The 20,022-nt window shown below is 64.5% G+C and carries 17 protein-coding genes; 8 read left to right on the plus strand and 9 right to left on the minus strand.

The window, feature by feature from the left end:
- The first annotated feature begins 41 nt into the window (after positions 1 to 41).
- The 4 genes from BCCGELA001_RS06185 to BCCGELA001_RS06200 all read left to right on the plus strand — a co-directional run bounded on the left by BCCGELA001_RS06185 (position 42) and on the right by BCCGELA001_RS06200 (position 4,491).
- Positions 42 to 1,280, plus strand: a complete 1,239-nt coding sequence (locus BCCGELA001_RS06185; protein ID WP_060734845.1) for an FAD-binding protein — start codon at positions 42 to 44, stop codon at positions 1,278 to 1,280.
- Positions 1,277 to 2,599, plus strand: coding sequence for a glycolate oxidase subunit GlcF (gene glcF / locus BCCGELA001_RS06190; RefSeq protein WP_060734846.1), 1,323 nt, complete (start codon positions 1,277 to 1,279; stop codon positions 2,597 to 2,599). The genes BCCGELA001_RS06185 and glcF overlap by 4 nt, the downstream gene beginning before the upstream one ends.
- A 97-nt stretch (positions 2,600 to 2,696) precedes the next feature.
- Complete coding sequence (locus tag BCCGELA001_RS06195) at positions 2,697 to 3,071, plus strand: hypothetical protein (RefSeq protein WP_060737511.1); 375 nt, start codon at positions 2,697 to 2,699, stop codon at positions 3,069 to 3,071.
- Between the two features lie 406 nt (positions 3,072 to 3,477).
- The gene (locus BCCGELA001_RS06200; protein ID WP_060737512.1) at positions 3,478 to 4,491 is read left to right on the plus strand and encodes a TorF family putative porin; all 1,014 of its coding nucleotides are present in this window, start codon (positions 3,478 to 3,480) and stop codon (positions 4,489 to 4,491) included.
- A 253-nt stretch (positions 4,492 to 4,744) separates the two neighbouring features.
- Here BCCGELA001_RS06200 and BCCGELA001_RS06205 read toward each other — a convergent pair whose 3' ends face one another.
- Positions 4,745 to 6,502 carry an ABC transporter ATP-binding protein/permease gene (locus BCCGELA001_RS06205; protein WP_060734847.1) on the minus strand — a complete coding sequence of 586 codons (1,758 nt, stop codon included), beginning with the start codon at positions 6,500 to 6,502 and terminating at the stop codon, positions 4,745 to 4,747.
- Between the two features lie 311 nt (positions 6,503 to 6,813).
- Between BCCGELA001_RS06205 and BCCGELA001_RS06210 the strand changes: the two genes are divergently transcribed.
- Both BCCGELA001_RS06210 and BCCGELA001_RS06215 read left to right on the plus strand, forming a co-directional pair.
- On the plus strand, positions 6,814 to 8,478 hold the full coding sequence (locus BCCGELA001_RS06210) for an L-lactate permease (RefSeq protein ID WP_060734848.1): 1,665 nt from the start codon (positions 6,814 to 6,816) through the stop codon (positions 8,476 to 8,478).
- A gap of 133 nt (positions 8,479 to 8,611) precedes the next feature.
- Complete coding sequence (locus BCCGELA001_RS06215; RefSeq protein ID WP_060734849.1) at positions 8,612 to 9,010, plus strand: META domain-containing protein; 399 nt, start codon at positions 8,612 to 8,614, stop codon at positions 9,008 to 9,010.
- Positions 9,011 to 9,159: 149 nt separating this feature from the next.
- On the opposite strand, the gene BCCGELA001_RS06220 is transcribed toward BCCGELA001_RS06215, so the two are convergent.
- The 3 genes from BCCGELA001_RS06220 to BCCGELA001_RS06230 all read right to left on the minus strand — a co-directional run bounded on the left by BCCGELA001_RS06220 (position 9,160) and on the right by BCCGELA001_RS06230 (position 12,565).
- Positions 9,160 to 10,383, minus strand: a complete 1,224-nt coding sequence (locus tag BCCGELA001_RS06220; RefSeq protein WP_060737513.1) for a hypothetical protein — start codon at positions 10,381 to 10,383, stop codon at positions 9,160 to 9,162.
- A 143-nt stretch (positions 10,384 to 10,526) separates the two neighbouring features.
- Positions 10,527 to 12,158: a chaperonin GroEL gene (gene groL, locus BCCGELA001_RS06225; RefSeq protein ID WP_060734850.1), complete on the minus strand. Its 1,632-nt coding sequence runs from the start codon at positions 12,156 to 12,158 to the stop codon at positions 10,527 to 10,529.
- A 110-nt stretch (positions 12,159 to 12,268) separates the two neighbouring features.
- Positions 12,269 to 12,565: a co-chaperone GroES gene (locus tag BCCGELA001_RS06230; protein WP_008544107.1), complete on the minus strand. Its 297-nt coding sequence runs from the start codon at positions 12,563 to 12,565 to the stop codon at positions 12,269 to 12,271.
- A gap of 315 nt (positions 12,566 to 12,880) precedes the next feature.
- On the opposite strand from BCCGELA001_RS06230, the gene BCCGELA001_RS06235 reads away from it, so the two are divergent.
- Positions 12,881 to 13,402 carry a hypothetical protein gene (locus BCCGELA001_RS06235; protein WP_008544109.1) on the plus strand — a complete coding sequence of 174 codons (522 nt, stop codon included), beginning with the start codon at positions 12,881 to 12,883 and terminating at the stop codon, positions 13,400 to 13,402.
- A gap of 171 nt (positions 13,403 to 13,573) precedes the next feature.
- Here the strand turns inward: BCCGELA001_RS06235 and BCCGELA001_RS06240 are convergent, their stop codons facing one another.
- On the minus strand, positions 13,574 to 14,365 hold the full coding sequence (locus BCCGELA001_RS06240) for a protein phosphatase CheZ (RefSeq protein ID WP_060734851.1): 792 nt from the start codon (positions 14,363 to 14,365) through the stop codon (positions 13,574 to 13,576).
- A 315-nt stretch (positions 14,366 to 14,680) separates the two neighbouring features.
- Here BCCGELA001_RS06240 and BCCGELA001_RS06245 point away from each other — a divergent pair, with 315 nt between their 5' ends.
- The gene (locus tag BCCGELA001_RS06245; RefSeq protein WP_008544126.1) at positions 14,681 to 15,493 is read left to right on the plus strand and encodes a L,D-transpeptidase; all 813 of its coding nucleotides are present in this window, start codon (positions 14,681 to 14,683) and stop codon (positions 15,491 to 15,493) included.
- Between the two features lie 630 nt (positions 15,494 to 16,123).
- Here BCCGELA001_RS06245 and BCCGELA001_RS06250 read toward each other — a convergent pair.
- The 4 genes from BCCGELA001_RS06250 to hisG form a co-directional block, all read right to left on the minus strand.
- Positions 16,124 to 16,942: a DUF2076 domain-containing protein gene (locus BCCGELA001_RS06250; RefSeq protein ID WP_008544127.1), complete on the minus strand. Its 819-nt coding sequence runs from the start codon at positions 16,940 to 16,942 to the stop codon at positions 16,124 to 16,126.
- Between the two features lie 126 nt (positions 16,943 to 17,068).
- The gene (locus BCCGELA001_RS06255) at positions 17,069 to 17,914 is read right to left on the minus strand and encodes a ChbG/HpnK family deacetylase (RefSeq protein ID WP_008544128.1); all 846 of its coding nucleotides are present in this window, start codon (positions 17,912 to 17,914) and stop codon (positions 17,069 to 17,071) included.
- A complete protein-coding gene (locus BCCGELA001_RS06260) occupies positions 17,911 to 18,957 on the minus strand; it encodes a glycosyltransferase family 2 protein (protein WP_008544129.1) in 1,047 nt (348 codons plus the stop codon). Before BCCGELA001_RS06260 ends, BCCGELA001_RS06255 begins: the two co-directional genes overlap by 4 nt.
- A gap of 85 nt (positions 18,958 to 19,042) precedes the next feature.
- The gene (gene hisG, locus BCCGELA001_RS06265) at positions 19,043 to 20,020 is read right to left on the minus strand and encodes an ATP phosphoribosyltransferase (protein WP_060734852.1); all 978 of its coding nucleotides are present in this window, start codon (positions 20,018 to 20,020) and stop codon (positions 19,043 to 19,045) included.
- Positions 20,021 to 20,022 lie beyond the last annotated feature (2 nt).

Here is a 20,022-nt window from a genome sequence, read left to right on the forward strand (position 1 = left end):
ACGATTGCCTTCCCTGGTAAACTTCGCTACCGGCTTTTCCCGTGGATACGCTAAAAGTCAGAGACGCCAAAGACGTCGAAGAAGTGGTGCGCGCGGCGATTGCCAATGAGCAGCCGCTCGAGATCATCGGTCATGGCTCCAAGCGCGGCATTGGACATGCGATGGCGACCAATGCCGTGCTCGACCTCTCCGCGCTCAACGCCGTCACCGCCTACGAGCCCAACGAGCTGATCGTCACGCTGCAGGCCGGCGCGCCGCTCGCTGACGTGCTGGCGCTGATCGATGCCAAGAACCAGCAATTCGCCTTCGAGCCGATGGATACGGCGCCATTGCTCGGCACGCCCGCGCTCGGAACCATCGGCGGCATGATCGCCGCCGGGCTGGCCGGTCCGCGGCGGATCAGGGCCGGCGGGGCGCGGGACCATTTGCTCGGGGCGCACGCCGTCTCCGGTTTCGGTGACAGCTTCAAGACCGGCGGCAAGGTGGTGAAGAATGTCACCGGCTACGACCTCTGCAAGCTGCTGGCGGGGTCCTGGGGCACGCTGTCGGTCATGACCGAGGTCACGCTGAAGGTGATGCCCAAGCCCGAGGCGGAGCGGACGCTGCTGCTGCGCGGGTTAGATGAGGCCGTCGCCAACAAGGCGATGACGGCGGCGCTCGGTTCGCCCTTCGACGTCTCCGGTGCTGCGCATCTGCCGAAATCCGCGTTCCGCGCCAAGACCGATGGGCTCGGCGACATCGTGGGCCAGGACGAGGCGCTGACCGTGCTGCGGCTCGAGGGCATCACGGCGTCCGCCGTGCACCGCGCCGGCTCGCTGCGCCAATTGCTGGCGCCGTTTGGAACTGCGACGCTGATCGAGGATGCGGCCTCCGCTACGCTGTGGGCCACGATCCGCGACGTGTTGCCGTTCGCGGCCAGCGGCGCGCTCGGTGCCTGGCCGGTGTGGCGGATCGTCTGTCCGCCGGCGTCAGGCGCGGCGCTCGGGACCCAGTTGGCGCGCGAGACCGGGGGCGACGTGATCTACGATTGGGGCGGCGGGCTGATCTGGGCGGCGCTGCCGCCGCAGCCGGATGCGCATGCCCCGGCGGTGCGTGCGCGTGCGAATGCGTTCGGCGGGCACGCCACGCTGATCCGCGCGGCCGAGGATGTCAGGCGCAATGTCGACGTTTTCCATCCGCAGGTATCAGGCATTGCCGCGCTCAGCGAGCGGGTACGCGCCAGTTTCGATCCGAAGACCATTCTCAACCGGGGGCGCTTGAGACGGGACGCCGTGGCATGAAGACCGAATTCTCACTGGCGCAGCTCGCCGACCCCGACATCGCCGAAGCGGACAAGATCCTGCGCGCTTGCGTCCATTGCGGCTTCTGCACGGCGACCTGTCCGACCTATGTGCTGCTCGGCGACGAGCTCGATAGCCCGCGCGGCCGCATCTACCTGATCAAGGAGATGCTGGAGAAGGACCAGGCGCCGACGGCCGAGGTGGTCAAGCATGTCGACCGCTGCCTGTCGTGCCTGGCCTGCATGACGACATGCCCGTCAGGGGTGCATTACATGCACTTGGTCGACCAGGCCCGGGTCCGGATCGAGGAGCGCTATCAGAGGCCGCTCGCCGAGCGGCTGCTGCGCAAGGTGCTGGCCTTCGTCCTGCCGGATCCCCGGCGTTTTCGTGCGAGCATGGTGCTGGCGCGGCTGGCCCGCCCGCTCGCCGTCTTCCTGCCGACGCCGCGCCCCTCCGCCACGCCCGGACTGATCCAGCGCCTCAAGGCGATGCTGGCGCTGGCGCCGGACCGGCTGCCTGCTCCGGGCCCCGCTGCCGGCAGCGTGTTCGCGGCGCTCGGCAAGAGGCGCGGCCGGGTTGCGCTGCTGCAGGGCTGCGCCCAGCAAGTGCTGGCGCCGCGCATCAACCAGGCCGCCATCAGCCTTCTCACCCGCCACGGCATCGAGGTTGTCCTGGTCAGGGACGAGCAGTGCTGCGGCGCGCTGACCCATCATCTCGGCGACGACCATGATGCGTTGGCGCGGGCGCGCGCCAATGTCGCGGCGTGGCGGAAGGAAGCGGCCGGCGAAGGGCTCGACGCCATTCTGGTGACGGCGTCCGGCTGCGGCACCGTGATCAAGGATTACGGCTACCTGCTGCGCGAGGACTCTGCGTTTGCGGAAGATGCGGCGAAAGTGTCCGCGCTCGCCAAAGACATCACCGAATACGTCGCCGGTCTCGGATTGGAGCAGGTTGCGCGACAGGACGACATCGTCGTCGCCTATCACTCCGCATGTTCGTTGCAGCACGGGCAGAAAATCACGGGGCTTCCGAAAGAATTGCTTTCCAAGAATGGATTCGTGGTGAAAGATGTCCCCGAGAGCCATTTGTGTTGCGGTTCGGCAGGGACCTACAACATTCTCCAGCCCGAGCTTGCGGGCAGGTTGCGCGATCGCAAGATCGCCAACATCGCCAGCGTCAAGCCGGACATGATTGCCGCGGGCAATATCGGCTGCATGGTGCAGATTGCCAGTGGCACGTCAGTTCCGGTCGTACACACGATTGAGCTTCTCGATTGGGCTACGGGCGGCTCGCGGCCGGCATTGAACGCGCAGGTCTGAGCTTTCAAAGGCTGAGCCTTCAAGGCTGGTCTTTCGTCCGGAGGTGACGCTGAAGGCGCCCGATCGACCATTGTTCGGCGGCAACAGGAGGACCACGATGGCGAAAGCGAAGAAGAAGAAAAGCAAGAAGGCTAAAAAGGCCAAGAAGGCTGTAGCGGCGAAGAAGGCGGCCAAGAAGTCCGCGAAGAAGTCTGCCAAGAAATCCGCAAAGAAAGCGGCGAAGAAGGCGACGAAGAAATCTGCCAAGAAGGCAGCCCCGAAGAAATCTGCCAAGAAGGCTGCGGCTAAGCCAGCCAAGAAGGCTGCACCCAAGAAGGCCGCGAAGAAAACGGCACCGAAGAAGGCGAAGGCAGCTCCGGCTCCGAAGCCATCAGCACCGGTGGAAGCTCCGGCTCCCGAGCCTGCCGCCGAGACAAGCTGGGCGATGCCTTCGTCTTCTGCGGAACCGGCGCAGGCCGAGGGGCAGGGTTAGAGCCCCGACCCCTTCGTCTCCTCTGAAGTCGACTTGCAAACAGGAAGGTCGCGGCGCGGGCGCGCTGCGGCCTTTTTGCATCTTGCAGGGTGAATTCAGGCGCAGCTTCCCCCCCCCCGTTCTGATTCGTGGCCCGGGTGTCACTCCCCCTGACGACCACCGGACATACACGGGGCTCCCAAGCACTTTGGAATGCAAACAATGTGATCGAGAAGCCACACAGGCGGACAACCTTTTCGTGAAATCGTCAAAACGCCTAAAAAGTCAGCAGATGCCCGCGCTTTTTGCTTCACGGTTCATATCCCCCAATCCAGATTGTCGCAGTTATCAAATTTGCAATCAGGTCGAGTGACCCGGGGGGCTACCGGGATCCGACTGGGGTCTAGAACTGACGATGGGGATCGAAATGAAAAAAGTGGCTTTGTTGGCAACGGCGCTGGCAATGGTGACGACGGGTTCGGCTTTCGCGGCAGATCTGCGCGTGAAGGCATTGAAGGCCCCGCCGCCGCCGGCCTTTGATCCTTGGGATGTCGCCTTCGGCGCGGGCATCATGAGCGATTACATCTTCCGCGGTATCACCCAGTCGAACCATAAGCCGTCGGTTACGGCCTATTTCGAGCCGCGCTACAACGTCAACAAGGACCTCCAGCTCTACATCGGTACATCCGCCTCGAGCATCTCGTTCCCGAACCGCGCCGCGGCGGAAGTCGACATCTACGGCGGTATCCGCCCGACCTTCGGCATGTTCGCCTTCGACTTCGGTGTCTGGGGCTATCTCTATCCGGGCGGAAGCTGCTTCGGTTCGCAGGGCACCCTGGCGCAGGGCAATTGCGGCGGCGACATCGACTACTCGCAGGGCGCCATCGGCCTGCCGATCAACGGAAACTTCGCCAAGAAGGACGCGAGCTTCTTCGAAGCCTATGCCAAGCTGAACATCAACATCAACGACCAGTGGACGGTCGGCTTCAACGAGTATTATTCGCCGAACTTCCTGAACCTCGGCGCCTGGGGCAACTACGCCTCGATCACCGCCAAGTGGATCGCGCCGAGCACGACCTTCGGCGCCAGCGGAGTCGGCATGTATGTGTCGGGTGAGTTTGGCCGCCAGTGGCTCGGCACCTCCGACATCTTCTACGGCATCGCAGGCGATCCAGTGTACGCGAACGGCATCAAGGAGCCGAGCTACAACACCTGGAACGTCGGCGTCGGCTTCACCTACAAGGTGTTCACGCTCGATCTGCGCTACTACGACACCGACCTGAAGAAGGGCGATTGCAACGCCTTCACCAGCGACTTCACCGCGAAGTTCGACGGCAGCTTCACCGCCATCAATCCAGGCGGCTTCGGCTCCAACTGGTGCAGCGCGGCCGGCGTCGCCAAGCTCTCGTTCGATCTGACGGCGATGAGCAATCTGAAGTAAGTTTCGTCCCGAAACGGCTTAACGAGGGCGGCAGGGCAACCTGCCGCCCTTTTGCTTTGACGTTGTGGAAACGAACGTGGCGCGTGCAGGGCTCGATGTTTCTACATCGTCATGGCCGGGCTTGACCCGGCCATCCACGTCCCGCGGAGAACTTCAGAAGGACGTGGATGCCCGGGTCAAGCCCGGGCATGACGAGCGTGTGGGAGCGGCGGTTCGGACACGCCCATCGGGCGCGCAGGACATCCTTCGCGCCTCAGCCTGCCGCACTCGGCTCCTCCTCGGCCGGCGCGCCGCCGCCGAGGACGTGGATCGCGCCGTCCTTCACCAGCGCGATCTTGCGCGTGTGGAAGGCGTCGAGCGTCGAGCGGTGGCCGATCGAGACGATGGTGGCCTGCGGCAGCTTCTCCGCCAGCAGGCGGTAGAGACGGGCCTCGGAGGGTTCGTCCAGCGACGCGGTCGCCTCGTCCAGGAACAGATAGTCCGGCGCATGCAACAGCGCGCGGGCGAGCCCGAGGCGCTGCTGCTCGCCGAGCGAAAGCATCCGATTCCAGTGACCGCTCTCGTCGAGCCGCTTTGCCAGCCGCGGCATGCCAACCGCGTTCAACGCCTCCGCGATCTTGTCGGGTCCGATCGCGCCATGCTCTGCCGGGTAGATCACGGCGTCGCCGAGCGGGCCGATCGGAAAATATGGCCGCTGCGGCAGCATCATCAGCCTGGCGTTTCCAGGGATGGCGATGGTCCCGGTGCCGAACGGCCAGATTCCGGCGATGGCCCGGAACAGCGTCGATTTCCCCGAGCCTGACGGCCCGGTCACCAGCACCCGTTCGCCCGGCTCGATCGCGATTGCATTGGCGGCCACCAGCGGCTCGCCGTTTGGCAGCTTTACGAGCAGCTGCTCGAGCCCGATTGCCGCGTTGCTTGATGGTGCGATGGCGACGGCTGGCTCGCGCGCCGCGGTCTCTGCGACCGAACTGACCGACATCTCGAAGCCATCGAGGCGGGCGATCACCGAGCGCCATTCCGCGAGCGAGCGATAGGCCGAGACGAAGAAAGAGAGCGCATCCTGTACGCTGCTGAATGCCGAGCCGGTCTGCATCATGTCGCCCAGCTGGATTCTCTTGGCGAAGTAAGCCGGAGCCACCACCACATAGGGAAAGATCACGGCAGCCTGGCCGTAGCTTGCCGTGAAGGCGGTCAGACGCTTGGTCCTGCTCATGATCGCGTACCAATTGCCGATGACGAAACCGAAGCGTTGCAGCAGATTTCCTCGCTCGGCGCTCTCACCCTTCAAGAGGGCGATCTGCTCGGAATTTTCCCGCACGCGGATCAGGTTGAAGCGGAAGTCGGCCTCGAAGCGCTGCTGCTCGAAATTGAGGTTGATGAGCGGGGAGCCGATCCAGTGCGTCAGCGCCGTACCCAGGATCGCGTAAACCAGAGCACACCAGACCAGAAAACCGGGGACGACGATGTCCGTGCCGTAGATGTGCAGCGGTGCCTTGTCTGACAGGCCCCAGAGGATGACGACAAACGAGGCGAGCGTGACGACCGACGACAGCAGCCCCAGCCCAAGGGTCAATGTCTGTTCGACGAAGCTCTTGACGTCCTCGGTGATACGCTGGTCCGGGTTGTCGGCGGCGTCGCCCTTGAGCTGCATGCGGTAATGCGTCGGACCATTGAGCCATTCGGCGAGGTAATGCTGCGTGAGCCATCGCCGCCAACGGATCTGGAGCCACTGGTTCAGGTAGAGCTTGTAGACCGCCAGCGCGACGAAGGTGAAAGCAAGGACGAGGAAGATCCAGATCTCTCTGACGAAGCGGTCCAGTTCATATCCCTGGATCGCACTGAAGAACCGGTTCTGCCACTGACTGACGAGAACATTGATCGCGACCAGCGCCAGCTCCAAGGCAATGACGGCGGCGAGCAGGCCGCGGCCCGCCCATTTGTCCTCCGACCGGAAATAGGGGATCGCGATTCGCCAGACGATCGCGAGGGTGGCGCTGATGTTCTTCACCGAGCTGGGTCTCCTCAGGGCATGTGCATAACGGCCCAGAGCCAAATGGCTGAGGCAATGGCGGAAACGGGCGCGCTTAGACTAAAGTCGCAAGGTCTGCAATTTGCGTTGGATTGTCGCAGGCCGCGACCTTAGCATGGGCTTCGACGGCCCGGGGCGGGGTGCTCCGGGATTTCTCGCGCTTGTGAGCGGACGGGAACCGCCCGCAGCGCGAGGACTTCGCGTCCAGCTTGGGGTTTACGCTTTTGGCGTCAAGCAGGAACGGCTCTCCACGCGGGCCGCCTGCTGCAACATGCGTGGGGAGAATGACTATGTGGAATCAGATCTATGATCCGCTGAACAGCCCGGTGCTGTCGACCATTGCGGCGGCGGTGCCCGTCGTCACGCTGCTGGTCCTGATCGCGAGCGGCCGCGTCCAGGCCCACATCGCGGCCATCGTCGCCGTGATCGTGGCGAACCTGATCACGATCTTCGTCTTCACCATGCCGGCCAACATGTCGATCCGCGCCTCGGTGCTGGGCATCGTCACCGGCTTCTTCCCCATCGGCTGGATCGTCCTCAACGTCATCTTTCTCTACCAGGTGACCGTGAGTACCGGACGCTTCGAACTGCTGAAGCGCGCCGTCGGCGGCGTCACCGAGGACCGGCGGCTGCAATTGCTGCTGATCGCGTTCTCGTTCGGCGCGTTCTTCGAGGGCGCCTCGGGCTTCGGCACGCCGGTCGCGATCACCGGCGCGGTGCTGATCGGGCTCGGCTTCTCGCCGCTCGCAGCGTCCGGCCTGTCGCTGATCGCCAACACCGCACCGGTCGCCTATGGCGCGCTGGGCACGCCGATCCAGGGCCTGTCTTCGGTCACGGGGCTCGATCCCTACATTCTCGGCGCCATGGTCGGCCGGCAATTGCCGGTGTTCTCGCTGATTGTGCCGTTCTGGGTGGTTTGGGCGTTCGCGGGTTGGAGGGGCATGAAGGACGTCTGGCCGGCGATCCTCGTCACTGGCCTGTCGTTCGCGATCCCGCAATTCGTGATTTCGAACTACATCAATCCCTGGATCGTGGACATCGGGGCGTCGCTGATCTCGATGGGGGCGCTGATCCTGTTCCTGAAGGTCTGGCAGCCGAAGCAACTCTGGCTGTCGCCGGCGCTGCGCGGCCGCGACGAATCCGCCGCCACCATGGCGGCGGCAAGACCGCTCGACAAGACGCCGCTCACGCAGAGCGAGATGTTCAACGCGCTGTTGCCGTGGATCATCGTCTGCATCGTGATGCTGATCTGGGGTAACGGCGGCTTCAAGGCCTGGGCGAATTCGATCTTCGTCTGGAACTATCCGGTGCCCGAACTGCATCAGATGATCAACAAGGTGCCGCCGGTGGCGGCCAAGCCGACGCCGGAGGCCGCGGTGTTCGGCTTCACCTACCTGTCCTTCACCGGAACGGGCATGTTGATCGCGGCGATCATCTCCGGCTTCCTGATGGGCGTCGGTCCCGGGAGGCTCCTGACCGAGTACGGCCGGACCATCCGGCTGTGCGCGATCTCGCTGATCACGATCTCGGCGATGCTCGCGATCGGCACCTTGACGCGCCTGTCCGGCGTCGACGCAACGCTCGGCCTCGCCTTCGCCGCCACCGGCGTGCTCTATCCCTTCTTCGGCACGCTGCTCGGCTGGCTCGGTGTGGCGCTGACGGGATCGGACACCGCCTCCAACGTGCTGTTCGGAAACCTGCAGAAGATCACCTCCGAACAGCTCGGCCTGTCGCCGATTTTGATGGCTGCGGCGAACTCATCGGGCGGCGTGATGGGCAAGATGATCGACGCGCAGTCGATCGTGGTCGCCTCCACCGCCACCAATTGGTACGGCCATGAGGGCACGATCCTGCGCTTCGTGTTCTGGCATTCGATCGTGCTGGCCTGTCTCGTCGGTGTGCTCGTGACGTTGCAGGCCTATGTCTGGCCGTTCACGGCGCTGGTGCTGAAGTAGCGGCCTACGCCAAAGCTGTGATGCAAATCCCCGCGAGGTTCGCCTTGCGGGGATTTTTGCATCTGCACGAATCTTCTCAAGGCCGCCGCTGTCTTATAGAAGGTGCGGCAAGTCAGCTCGGTCGAGAGGTCTCATGGTTTCGCGTCTGCGATTGGTGTGTGCGACGATTGCATTGCTCGCGATGTCCACGCTCGTGCATGCCCAGGAAGGGTTCCCCTTCGGCACCGAGATGACGCTGGAAGCGTTGCCGCAAGCAGGCTCCAAGCGGATTCCGAACATCGAGATCGGCGACAATGGCGAGGTCTTGCTCGAGCTCTGGTGCAAGGGCGGCAAGGGTCAGTTCTCGGTCGCCGGCAATACGGTGATCTTCGTGCCCCGCCAGATCCAGGACCGCAACTGCCCGCCTGCGCGGGCGCAGGCCGATGACGAGCTCGTGGCCGCACTAAGCAGTGTCGAGACCTGGAAGCGTCAGGGCGACATGCTCACGCTGATCGGCCCGAAGTCGCTGCGCTTTCGGACGACGGGGAATTAGCGTCGTTCCTTTTTCCCGGACAAGGCGCGTCGCGTAAGCGATGCGCCGTATAGCCGGGGCCCAGTTTCTTAGTTGCAATTCTGCTTGTGGCCTCTGGGCGCCGGCTCTGCAGCGCATCGCGCTGCGTCCGGGGCACGATCGTCATCGGCCTACTTCCACACCGACTTGTCGGCGTCCCAGCGCTGGCCCTTCAGCTCCTTGGCGAGCGCGTCGATCGAGCCGTTGTCGTCGGGCAGCTCGCCTTCCTCGTCGATCGAGGTGCCGTCGGAGAGGTTCAGCTTCGCGCCGCTGCTTTCGTCGGCGGTCGTGGTCACGGGGCTGCCGATCCAGAGCATGAGCTTGTCGGTGGTGCCGGGCTTGTCGGGCGAGACCAGGCCTGCGACCTCGATCGTGTCGGTCAGCTCCAGCGCCGGAAAATCCGGGTTCGGCCGCTTGAACACCAGCTTGAGCTTGCCGGTGGCGGGGTTGAAGCTTTGCGAGACCGGCTTTGCTGCGAGAGTTCGGCTCAGGACGTTCGCAACGGTGGTCGACAGCTTGGTGCGGTTGATCTTGTCGCCCTCGCGCCAATCGGCAGCAGTGAAGCGGATGGTGCGGTCCATCTCGGTCAGCCCAGCGGTCCAGCCGGCGGCGGTGACGCCTGGCATCGCCTTGAACTTCGCCAGCAGCGCGCCGGCCCGCTCGGGATCGACCGACATGTTGATGGTCTGCTCGCCGGCGCGCAGCGCATCGCAGCCGACGGTGAGGCTGGTCAGGGCGACCTCGACGTCCTGGCCCTTCAGGCTCTTCAGGAAATCGGTCGCCGCATCCAGCTTGACCTTGACTGCGATCGCTTCGGGCGAGACGTCGGTGAAATCCTTCGGCTGCGCCGTGATGCCGTCGTCGGAGGTCTGGTTGTCCTGAAATTCCCTCTCGCTGAGATCGGAATTGTCGGGCGAGGTGACCTCGGTCACCATTTGGCCGATGCTGATCTGGCCGCGGAACTCGAACGTGTCGCCGTTCTGCTTGCGCAGCAGCTTGACGCTGACGGGCGCCTTTTCGCTCATGCTCTGGGTGGTGCCGGTCAGGTTCTGGCCCGCGACCTGCAAATTAACGACGAAGCGGTCCTTGCGATCGGAATTCTTCGCGACCGGATAGCAGACGTCGAGCACGGCCGCGGTGAGCGTCTTGCCCTGGCGCGTCTCCTTCAGGATCACGTCGGCATTGCCGTCCATCAGCCCGTCGATCGAGGTGAAATAGCGCGTCTCGGTGCCGCCGGGCGTCGTGGCCTTGGGCGACAGCTTCATCTGGGCGGATGCGGGATGTGGCGAGGTGGCAAGCAGAGCCGCCAGGACAAATGCCGGGACAACTGTTGGGCAAACCAGAAGCGCGCGCATCGACGAACCCTCGATCAATAGAATCGGCGCGCCACCGTAGTGGGTTTTGGCTGCCGGTTGAATCGGAAAGCGGAAGGGCAGGGTCGGCAAAAAAGAAGGCCGCCCGGAGGCGGCCTTCATAACGCTGCAATGGAAGAAGAGGCTTAGAAGCCGCCCATGCCGCCGCCGGCCGGCATGGCGGGCGGGGCGTCCTTCTTCGGCATCTCGGCGACCATGGCCTCGGTGGTGACCAGCAGGCCGGCCACGGAGGAGGCGTCCTGGAGCGCGGTGCGCACCACCTTCGCGGGATCGATGATGCCCTTCTCGACCATGTCGACATAGTCCTCGTTCTGGGCGTCGAAGCCGAAGGTCTCGGACTTGTTCTCCAGAATCTTGCCGACGACGATCGAGCCTTCGATGCCGGCGTTTTCGGAGATCTGGCGGACCGGAGCTTCCAGCGCCTTCAGCACGATGTTGATGCCGGCCTGGACGTCGGCATTGTCGTTGGACAGGCGGCCGACCGCCTTCTTGGCGCGCAGCAGCGCGACGCCGCCGCCGGGAACGATGCCTTCCTGCACCGCGGCGCGGGTGGCGTTGAGGGCGTCCTCGACGCGGTCCTTCTTCTCCTTGACCTCGATCTCGGTCGCGCCGCCGACGCGGATCACCGCGACGCCGCCGGCGAGCTTGGCGAGACGCTCCTGGAGCTTCTCACGGTCGTAGTCCGAGGTGGTCTCCTCGATCTGCGCCTTGATCTGGCCGACGCGCGCCTCGATGTCGGGCTTCTTGCCGGCGCCGTTGACGATGGTGGTGTTCTCCTTGTCGATCACCACCTTCTTGGCGCGGCCGAGCATCTTCACCGTGACGTTCTCGAGCTTGATGCCGAGCTCCTCGGAGATGAGCTGGCCGCCGGTCAGGATCGCGATGTCCTCGAGCATGGCCTTGCGGCGGTCCCCGAAGCCCGGCGCCTTGACGGCCGCGACCTTGAGGCCGCCGCGCAGGCGGTTGACGACCAGCGTGGCCAGTGCCTCGCCCTCGACGTCCTCGGCGATGATGACGAGCGGCTTGCCCGACTGCACCACGGCTTCGAGCACGGGCAGCATGGCCTGCAGGCCCGAGAGCTTCTTCTCGTGCAGGAGGATGTAGGCGTCCTCGAGCTCGGCGGTCATCTTCTCGGCATTGGTGACGAAGTAGGGCGACAGATAGCCGCGGTCGAACTTCATGCCCTCGACGATGTCGACCTCGGTGTCGAGCGACTTGTTCTCTTCGACGGTGATGACGCCCTCGTTGCCGACCTTCTGCATCGCCTGGGCGATCATCTTGCCGATGGCGGCGTCGCCGTTGGCCGAGATGGTGCCGACCTGGGCGACCTCGGAGGAGGCCGCGACCGGCTTGGCACGCTTCTCGATGTCCTTGATCACGGCCGCAACCGCTGTGTCGATGCCGCGCTTGAGATCCATCGGGTTCATGCCGGCGGCAACTGCCTTGGCGCCTTCGCGCACGATGGCCTGGGCGAGCACGGTCGCGGTGGTGGTGCCGTCGCCGGCGAGGTCGTTGGTCTTGGAGGCGACCTCACGCACCATCTGGGCGCCCATGTTCTCGAACTTGTCCTCGAGCTCGATCTCCTTGGCGACGGTGACGCCGTCCTTGGTGATGCGGGGCGCGCCGAAGCTCTTCTCGATGACGACGTTGCGGCCCTTGGGGCCGAGCGTCACCTTGACGGCGTTGGCGAGAATGTCGACGCCGCGCAGCATGCGATCGCGCGCGTCTCCGGAAAACTTGACGTCTTTGGCAGCCATTTCTGCAATCCCTCGTGTTTCGTGATGTGTCTTGCCGCTGGTTCGGAACGATGGATGCCCGGATCGTCCGATCCGGGCATGACATTCAGCGGCTGTTCAGGCGGACGGCCTTAGGCCAGAACGCCCATGATGTCCGACTCCTTCATGATCAGGAGCTCTTCATTGTCGATCTTGACCTCGGTGCCCGACCACTTGCCGAACAGCACGCGGTCGCCGACCTTGAGGTCGATCGGGATCAGCTTGCCGGTCTCGTCGCGGCCACCGGGGCCGACGGCGACGATTTCGCCCTGGGACGGCTTTTCCTTGGCGGTGTCGGGAATGATGATGCCGCCCTTGGTCTTTTCCTCGGCGTCGATACGTTTGACCACGACACGGTCATGCAGCGGACGAAATTTGGATTTAGCCATGACGTTTCCCTTTGGAGGCTCGCTTCGGAAGTAGTGGAAGTGGGTGGGGCGGCGCTTCCGTCCAACCTCTCCCCGAGGACCGAACGGCGCGCTTAGCAATCGGGCTTTCCGAGTGCTAATAGTGCGCCCGGAAATATGGCTTGGCCGCGATCCTGTCAAGCAAAGGTGGTTAAGCGATTGTTGAGGCGGATATAGGATGGTGGCATTGGAAACTCGTTCGGGGCATCGGCGTATCAAAGGACGTCATTGCTCCGGCAGCGATTTTGCGCTTGGCTGCGGGAGGGGTGCGGCCGTGGTCTTGTTGGGGGGAATGCCATGATCAGTTCAGCTCACGCGCGCACGGTGGCCAATCTTGCCGCCGCCTCCTGTCTGGCGCTGCTGCTGGGCGCCTGCGGTGGCGGCTTCAGCCTGCCGTCCTTGACGTCCTCCCCACCGCCGCCCGCGGCCGAACCGGGCGTCGCTCCCGAAATGCCCGCAACGATCCGCGCCGACGAGATCGTCGGCCGCTGGGGTCTCGCCTCGTTCCAAAATCCGGCCGATCGCGCCCGCACCGAAGCCGCGGCCAGGGCCCAGTGCAGGAATCCCTACGTGATCACCGCTGGTTCCTCCGGCGGCGTCATCATGCATCTGGCCGACCAGGCGACCCCGCAGGAGCTGCGGCTGAAGGGCTCGCCCAGCGGCAAGAATTATATCGGTCCCGCCGGTCCCACCCCCGGCGATCAGGACCGCGAAATCGTATCCTTCGACGGTCGCGTGCTGATCACCCGCTTCATCGACAAGGACGCTGCCGTCCGCTACGGCAATATGGTCTACGTCCGCTGCGCGCCGCGGGCGTGATCGGGTTCCGGCCTGACCACGCGTCATTGCGAGCGCAGCGAAGCAATCCAGACTTGTCTCCTCGGAAGCAGACTGGATTGCTGCGTCGCTTCGCTCCTCGCAACGACGGAGACAACAAAAAACGCCGGCCCCCAGGGCCGGCGTTTTGCATCGTCTCTATCTCGCGTCCGCTCAATCGAACAGCGCGTCGATGTCGTCCTGCGAGGCATGGCCGACATCGCCGGCGAGCTTCGGGCCGTTGAGAAGCTTCTCTTCTTCGGTGCGGTTATCGACATGCGCATGCGCGGGCACATGGGCCTTGATCGCGTCGACGCCGCCCCAGATCTCCATCATCGCATTGATGTGCTGCTCGATGAATTTCATCGTGCCCATGACCTTGCTGATGCGCTGACCGGTCAGGTCCTGGAAGTTGCAGGCTTCGAAGATCGAGATGACGCGTTCCTGGATGTCGTCGGCGAGTCGCTTCTGCTGATCGGCCGATTGCACCTTGGACATCGCGCTGGCTGCCTGGTCGATCGACTCGGCGGCTTCGAGAATCTGCTGGGTCGCCTGCTCGGTGCCGCCGACGACTGCGCCGAGTTCGCCATTGACCTTGGCCATCTCGCCGCCGTCGAAGCTCTTGCCGTGCAGCGTCGCGATCTCGCGCTTGGTGCGATCGATGGCGTCGTGAATGAGGTCGAGCTCGACCTTCAACTTCTCGCACTGCTCGATCTGCGCACGATAGGTCTCGAGCATGGTGCGGGCTTCGGCAAGCTCGTGTGCCGTGGAGGCGTCGATCGCCGCCATGGCTGCGCTGCCGGACAGCGGGGCCGCCGTGATGCCCTTCGCCATCTGGGCGCGGATCGCGCGCAGCTCGGCCATGATCTCGCTGTGCATCGGCCCTGCCTCTTCAGTTACGTCTAGAATGGGCATCTCGCCACCAGCGATATCCTCGACACGAAAACGTTTGCGGTGAACAGCCATCAGGACACTCCCCCACCTCACTCACGCGTCTTTGTAGGCAGAAGCGATTTAACACGAAGTTCACAGCCGGAACTGTTGTGGTTGCGCCGCGCGACACTGCGCAAAGAAGCGATTAACCATGGCCGCGCCGCGTTCATCGAAAATAAACGCTGATCGCCGAATTGGCCCGCGCCTGACGACGTGGTGAATCCAAACGGCGTTCCTGTTTACCAAACAAAACGGCTTTTGCCTTTTATTGACCACGTCGCGGCGGCCGATCAGCCAGGCGCTCTCCACGACGCATGTGATCTAGACGAAACAGTACAGAGTACGTCGATGTTCAAGAAAATGTCTGTCGCGCTGCTCGGCAGCGCTTGCACCTTCATGGCCGGCACGAACGGCGCCAGCGCCTTCGACAACACGGTGCCGAACGATCCGCCTGCAGTGCTCTATGCCCCGCAAGTGCCGCCGGCGCCGGTACGTGTCGCCTCCAACGCGAACCTGGGCGGCGGCTTCATCGAGTTCCTCTTCGGCGACGGCCCGGGCCGCGGTCCGGCCTATGCGCCGGAGCGACCGGTGTATCAGCAGCAGCCGGCCTATTATGACCAGCGCCGTCTGCCGCCGATGAGCGAGCCGCAGATGCAAGGCGGATATCAACAAGGCGCGCTGCAGCAGGAGGCGGTCGATCCGCGGCAGCGTCCGTTCGATCCCAAGTTCGAGAAGCAACTCGTTGACTATAGCGGCAAGGAAAGTCCCGGCACGATCGTGGTCGATACGCCGAACAAGTACCTCTATCTCGTCGAGGGCAATGGCCGGGCGATGCGCTACGGCATCGGCGTGGGGCGTCCCGGCTTCACCTGGTCCGGCGTGAAGTCGATCACGGCCAAGCGCGAATGGCCGGCCTGGACGCCGCCGGCGGAAATGCTGGCGCGCCGACCGGATCTGCCCCGCCACATGGAAGGCGGTCCTGAAAATCCGCTCGGGGCGCGCGCGATGTATCTCGGCTCGACGCTCTACCGCATCCACGGCTCCAACGAGCCCTGGACCATCGGCACCAACGTCTCCTCCGGGTGCATCCGCATGCGCAACGAGGACGTCATCGACCTCTACGGCCGCGTCAATGTCGGCACCAAGGTCGTGGTGATGTGAGGCGCCATACGCTCGATGCGGGCCGTCAACTCGGCATTCGCGCCGGGTGGGCGGCATCGAAGGCGTGCGTGCCTCCGGCGCACGCCTTCAGCTGGGTCTAAACTCGCTGGCGGTGCCGCGTCGACCCCATTCGCGGGGAAACGGAGCAGCGCCGACGAGTTGACGGAGGGGAATGCGGTGCGCCAGCGGAGCGGTTCAGCCGCCGTGCCGACAGCTCCGCCTTCCTGACACGTTCGTGCAATCCTTCCAGCTCGCACAATTCGGTGATGAGATGTGTCGTCGCGTCGGTCAAGGTTGCAATGCGCTGCTGAAGTGAACTCATCATTAAACCCCCGACTATAGCCAAGAACGGCAGGGTGTGTGGCATGAGCAATGTGTTCTTCGAGTTGAACACCCATGTCCGCATTTGGAAATCCGGGACTCTACGGCCGCGCGTGTCCGAAGGCCGTTTCGCTTTTCATGGTGAACTCAGGCACGTCGGGCAACGTCAGCTCAGGGAAGTCCAATAGCGCACACATTAGTCATACTATATCGAACGGCTTCGCCTGCATGTGGCAAAGGCAGTTGAGCTGAGCGCAAAAGAAAACGGCCGCCGAGAAGGCGGCCGTTCCACATCTACGGGATGATTGCTCACGCGTAATCGCTGCCGCCATCGTCGTCGCCGCCAAAGTCGCTGTCGGCCACGTCCATGTTGTCACCGTTATCGTCGTAGTGCTGATCGTTGTTGTTCCGATCGTCGTTCGACGCCTGGTCGAAGAAGCCCTGGCGGGAATCGCCCTTGGAGCCGATGTCGTTGAGGCCGGCGTCGCGCGCCAGCGATCCGCTGGACTGGTCGCTGCCGCCCCAGGGGCTTCCACCAGCGCTGCGGTCGCCGAGCGCATTGGTGTCGCCAAAAGCCTGCTGATGCGGTCCGCCCATCATACCGCGGATGCTGGACAGCAGCAGCGAGCCGCCGACTACGCCAGCGGCCGCCGCCGCTGCCGTGCCGAGGAACGAGCCGCCACCACCGCCGGCCGGCGGCGCGCCATAGCCCTGGCCGGGACCTTGGCCGTAAGCCTGTCCGTAAGGCGGCTGGCCGTAACCCGGCTGGCCCTGTTGCATCGCCTGGCCGGTATTCCACAGGGGCCGCGAATCGCGCGGCGGCACGTTCGGGACCGAGCCGCGCGACGGGCCGCCGCCGAACAGCGTGTCACGCATGGTGTCGAGAAAGCCGCCGGACTGCGCCTGCTCGGGCGCCTGGCCCGCTTCCAGCTCCTGGATGCGGTTATGGGCGCGCTTCAGCGCTTCGTCCTGCAGCAGCGTAGTCTGCACCAGTGCGTAGACCGCGCCGGGCGCCTTGCGCAGCCCCTCGGAGATCGCGGCGGTCGCGTCCGGATCGCGCGGTGCGTTTTCCAGCTTTGAAAGCCGGTCGAAAAGGTCGTCAACGAGCTGGCGTTCCTGCGGCGTCATGATCTCTCTCCTTCGCGCAAAACCAAGCGCGCAGGAGATGTAGGGTTCCATTGTGGCCCCAACAGTGCCGGCCGGATTAAATTTCGGTATGCGACAAGCTGCCTCGCAAGGCTGCTTTGACCGATTTCACTCGAGCGTGACGCCGCTGTCTGCCAATAGACGTGGGAAGGCATCGCCGGCGAGATAGGCGTGCTCGCGTTCGCGAACCTCCGTCATCGGGTCGAGGCCGACGAGGATCTCGTCGACGAAGCCGGGGTGGCACATCACGAGACCGCCATCCGGCAGGCCGTCCAGAAACTGCCGCATCAACTCGCCGAAATCAGCGGCGCGGGTGAAGTCGTAGGCGCCGGCAAAGCCGGGGTTGAAGCTGAGCCCGGCACCCGCGGCGCGGCGGCGGAATTGCGCGCTGAGGATGTCGAGCACCATGGCCTTCGGCGAGGCCAGCCGCTGTCTGAGCGGCAGATCGCGGCCGCCCTGACGCACCCAGGCATTTGGCGCACCGTCGCTGACGGCATCGATGAAGCCGTCCCGCACCTGCGGATAGAGCTGCACATGCTGGTGACCGTCGACGAAGTCGGGCGCGCGTCCGAATGCTTCCATGAAGGCCGTCAGCTGCGCCTTGACCTCGTTGCGGATGAATTCGCGGTCGAGCCGCCGCGTCAAGCCGGCGCGCAGCAGTTTTGGAAACGGCATGAACATGTCGCCGTCCAGAGGACGGAAGTGCATGGTCAGCGGCCGGAACGGGGCCGACAGCGTCACGTGCAGTCCGATCGCGCAGCGCGGGCTCGACTTGGCTGCCGCGTCCAGCGCCTCGATCTCGCCGCGCCCGATCGCAGGTCCCACCATCATCACCGAGGTGGCGTTGAGGCGGCCGCGTTCGATCAGGTCGCGGATGGCGCGATTGACGCCCGGGCTGATGCCGTAATCGTCGGCGCAGAGCCAGATTCGCCGCAGGCGTGCGGCCGCATTCATTCGGCCGCCGTCCTCTTCGAGGCGTCGTCCGCCTTGTCGGTCTCGAAGTGCTTTTCGCTGTGCTCGGCCACGAAGTAGATCGGGCGCGCCTTCAGCTCGGAGAGGATCTTGCCGATATATTCGCCGACGATGCCGATCATGATGAGCTGCACGCCGCCGATCGTCATCAGGCCGATCACGAGCGAAGGATAGCCGGGCACCTGCTTACCGGTCGTGAACACCTCCCACAGGATCGAAAGGCCGAACAGGAAGGCGCCTCCGGCGAGGATGACGCCGAGCAGGCTGGCGAAGCGCAGCGGCGCCACCGAGAACGAAGTCAGGCCCTCGATCGACAGGCCGAGCAGGCTGGCGGCGTTGAAGGTGGTGACGCCATGGGCGCGTGCCGCCGGTTCGTAGTCGACGCGAATCTGGCGGAAGCCGATCCAGCTGGCCAGGCCCTTGAAGAAGCGGTTGCGCTCGGGCAATTGCCGCAGGGCGGCGACCGCGCGCGGCGAGAGCAGGCGGAAGTCGCCGGCGTCCTCCGGAATCTTCTGCCGCGCGCCCCAATTGATCAGCGCGTAGAAGCCGTGCACGGCGACGCGGCGCAGGAAGGGCTCGTTGTCGCGATGCGCCTTGGCGGTGTAGACGACGTCGTAGCCGTCATCGATCCAGTGCCGCACTAACTGCTCGATCAGGGCCGGCGGATGCTGGCCGTCGCCGTCCATGAACATGACGGCGCCGAGCCGGGCATGGTCGAGGCCGGCCATCAGCGCCGCCTCCTTGCCGAAATTGCGCGAGAGCGAGACCACCTGGACGCCGATCGCGTCGGCCGGAAGGCTGCGGGCGATCGACAGCGTCGCGTCCTTGCTGCCGTCATCGACATAGACGACCTCGCAAGCCAGGCGATAGCTCTGGCGCAAGGTTTTCGCGAGCTCGCAGATCCGTTGGTGCAGGGCGGCAAGGCCCGCCGCCTCGTTGTAGACGGGGACGACAATCGACAGTCCCTTCGCGGCGGCGCCGGCCGCTGTGGTCGTCATGCCGGATACGTCAGAGCCCAGCGTCATCGATCAAGGTTCCAGATGCCTTCAGGTCTTCTCGACAGCATATGGTAGCTGCCGTTTGCTGTCGCTACGCTGAACGAAACCGGGTTCACCGCCGCAGGAACGCTTCGAGCTTGGCGAACAGCGGGTTCTCCCGGTCGAACACGTAGTCGAGCGAAACCACCGAGACGGTCTCGGCGCCATGCTCGCGCAGGAAGCTCGCCAGCGCGTAGAGCTGCCCTGGAGGGCAGTGCAGCGTTAACATGCCTGACGAGGTCGGTCCGCCAAACGGGGCCTCGACGCCGAACCGGCTATGGGCCTCGCCGAGCAGGGCGGCGTCGCACTGCCGGAAGCGGGTGCGGACCTCGCGATATTTGTTGGCCCGCGCCCGCGCCGCGATGTGATCGAGAATGATGCGCGCGGTCTCCCGCGCCTGCGGCGACCAGTCGGCATCTTTCGACGCGACCAGATTGGCCTGGCTGCGCAGGATCACGCCGTCGTCGAGCACCCGCAAGCCATTGGCGGCGAGCGTGGCGCCGGTCGTGGTGATGTCGACGATCAGCTCGGCGCTGCCGGCCGCGGGCGCCCCTTCGGTCGCGCCGGCGCTTTCGACGATGCGGTAATCGGTGATGCCGTGGCTCTGGAAGAAAGCGCGGGTGAGATTGATGAACTTGGTCGCGACCCGCATCCGCATGTGATGCTGCTCGCGGAAGCCGGTGGTGACGTCGTCGAGGTCGGCCATGGTGCGGACGTCGATCCAGGCCTGCGGCACCGCGACGACGACGTCGGCATAGCCGAAGCCGAGCCCTTCGATCAGGGACACGCGGTTGTCGGCATCGGCGATGGTCTCGCGCACCAGATCTTCGCCGGTGACGCCGAGATGCGCAAAGCCGCGCGACAATTGCGAGGCGATCTCGCTCGCCGAGAGATAGGCGACCTCGACATTGTCGAGGCCCGCGATCGTGCCGCGATAGTCGCGGGCGCCGCCGGCCTTCGACAGCTTGAGCCCGGCGCGGGCAAAGAACGCTTCGGTGTTTTCCTGAAGGCGGCCCTTGGAGGGAACGGCCAGAACGAAAGGCCCGCTCATAG

This window comes from Bradyrhizobium sp. CCGE-LA001 (genome assembly GCF_000296215.2).
In the GTDB taxonomy this organism is placed as follows: domain Bacteria; phylum Pseudomonadota; class Alphaproteobacteria; order Rhizobiales; family Xanthobacteraceae; genus Bradyrhizobium.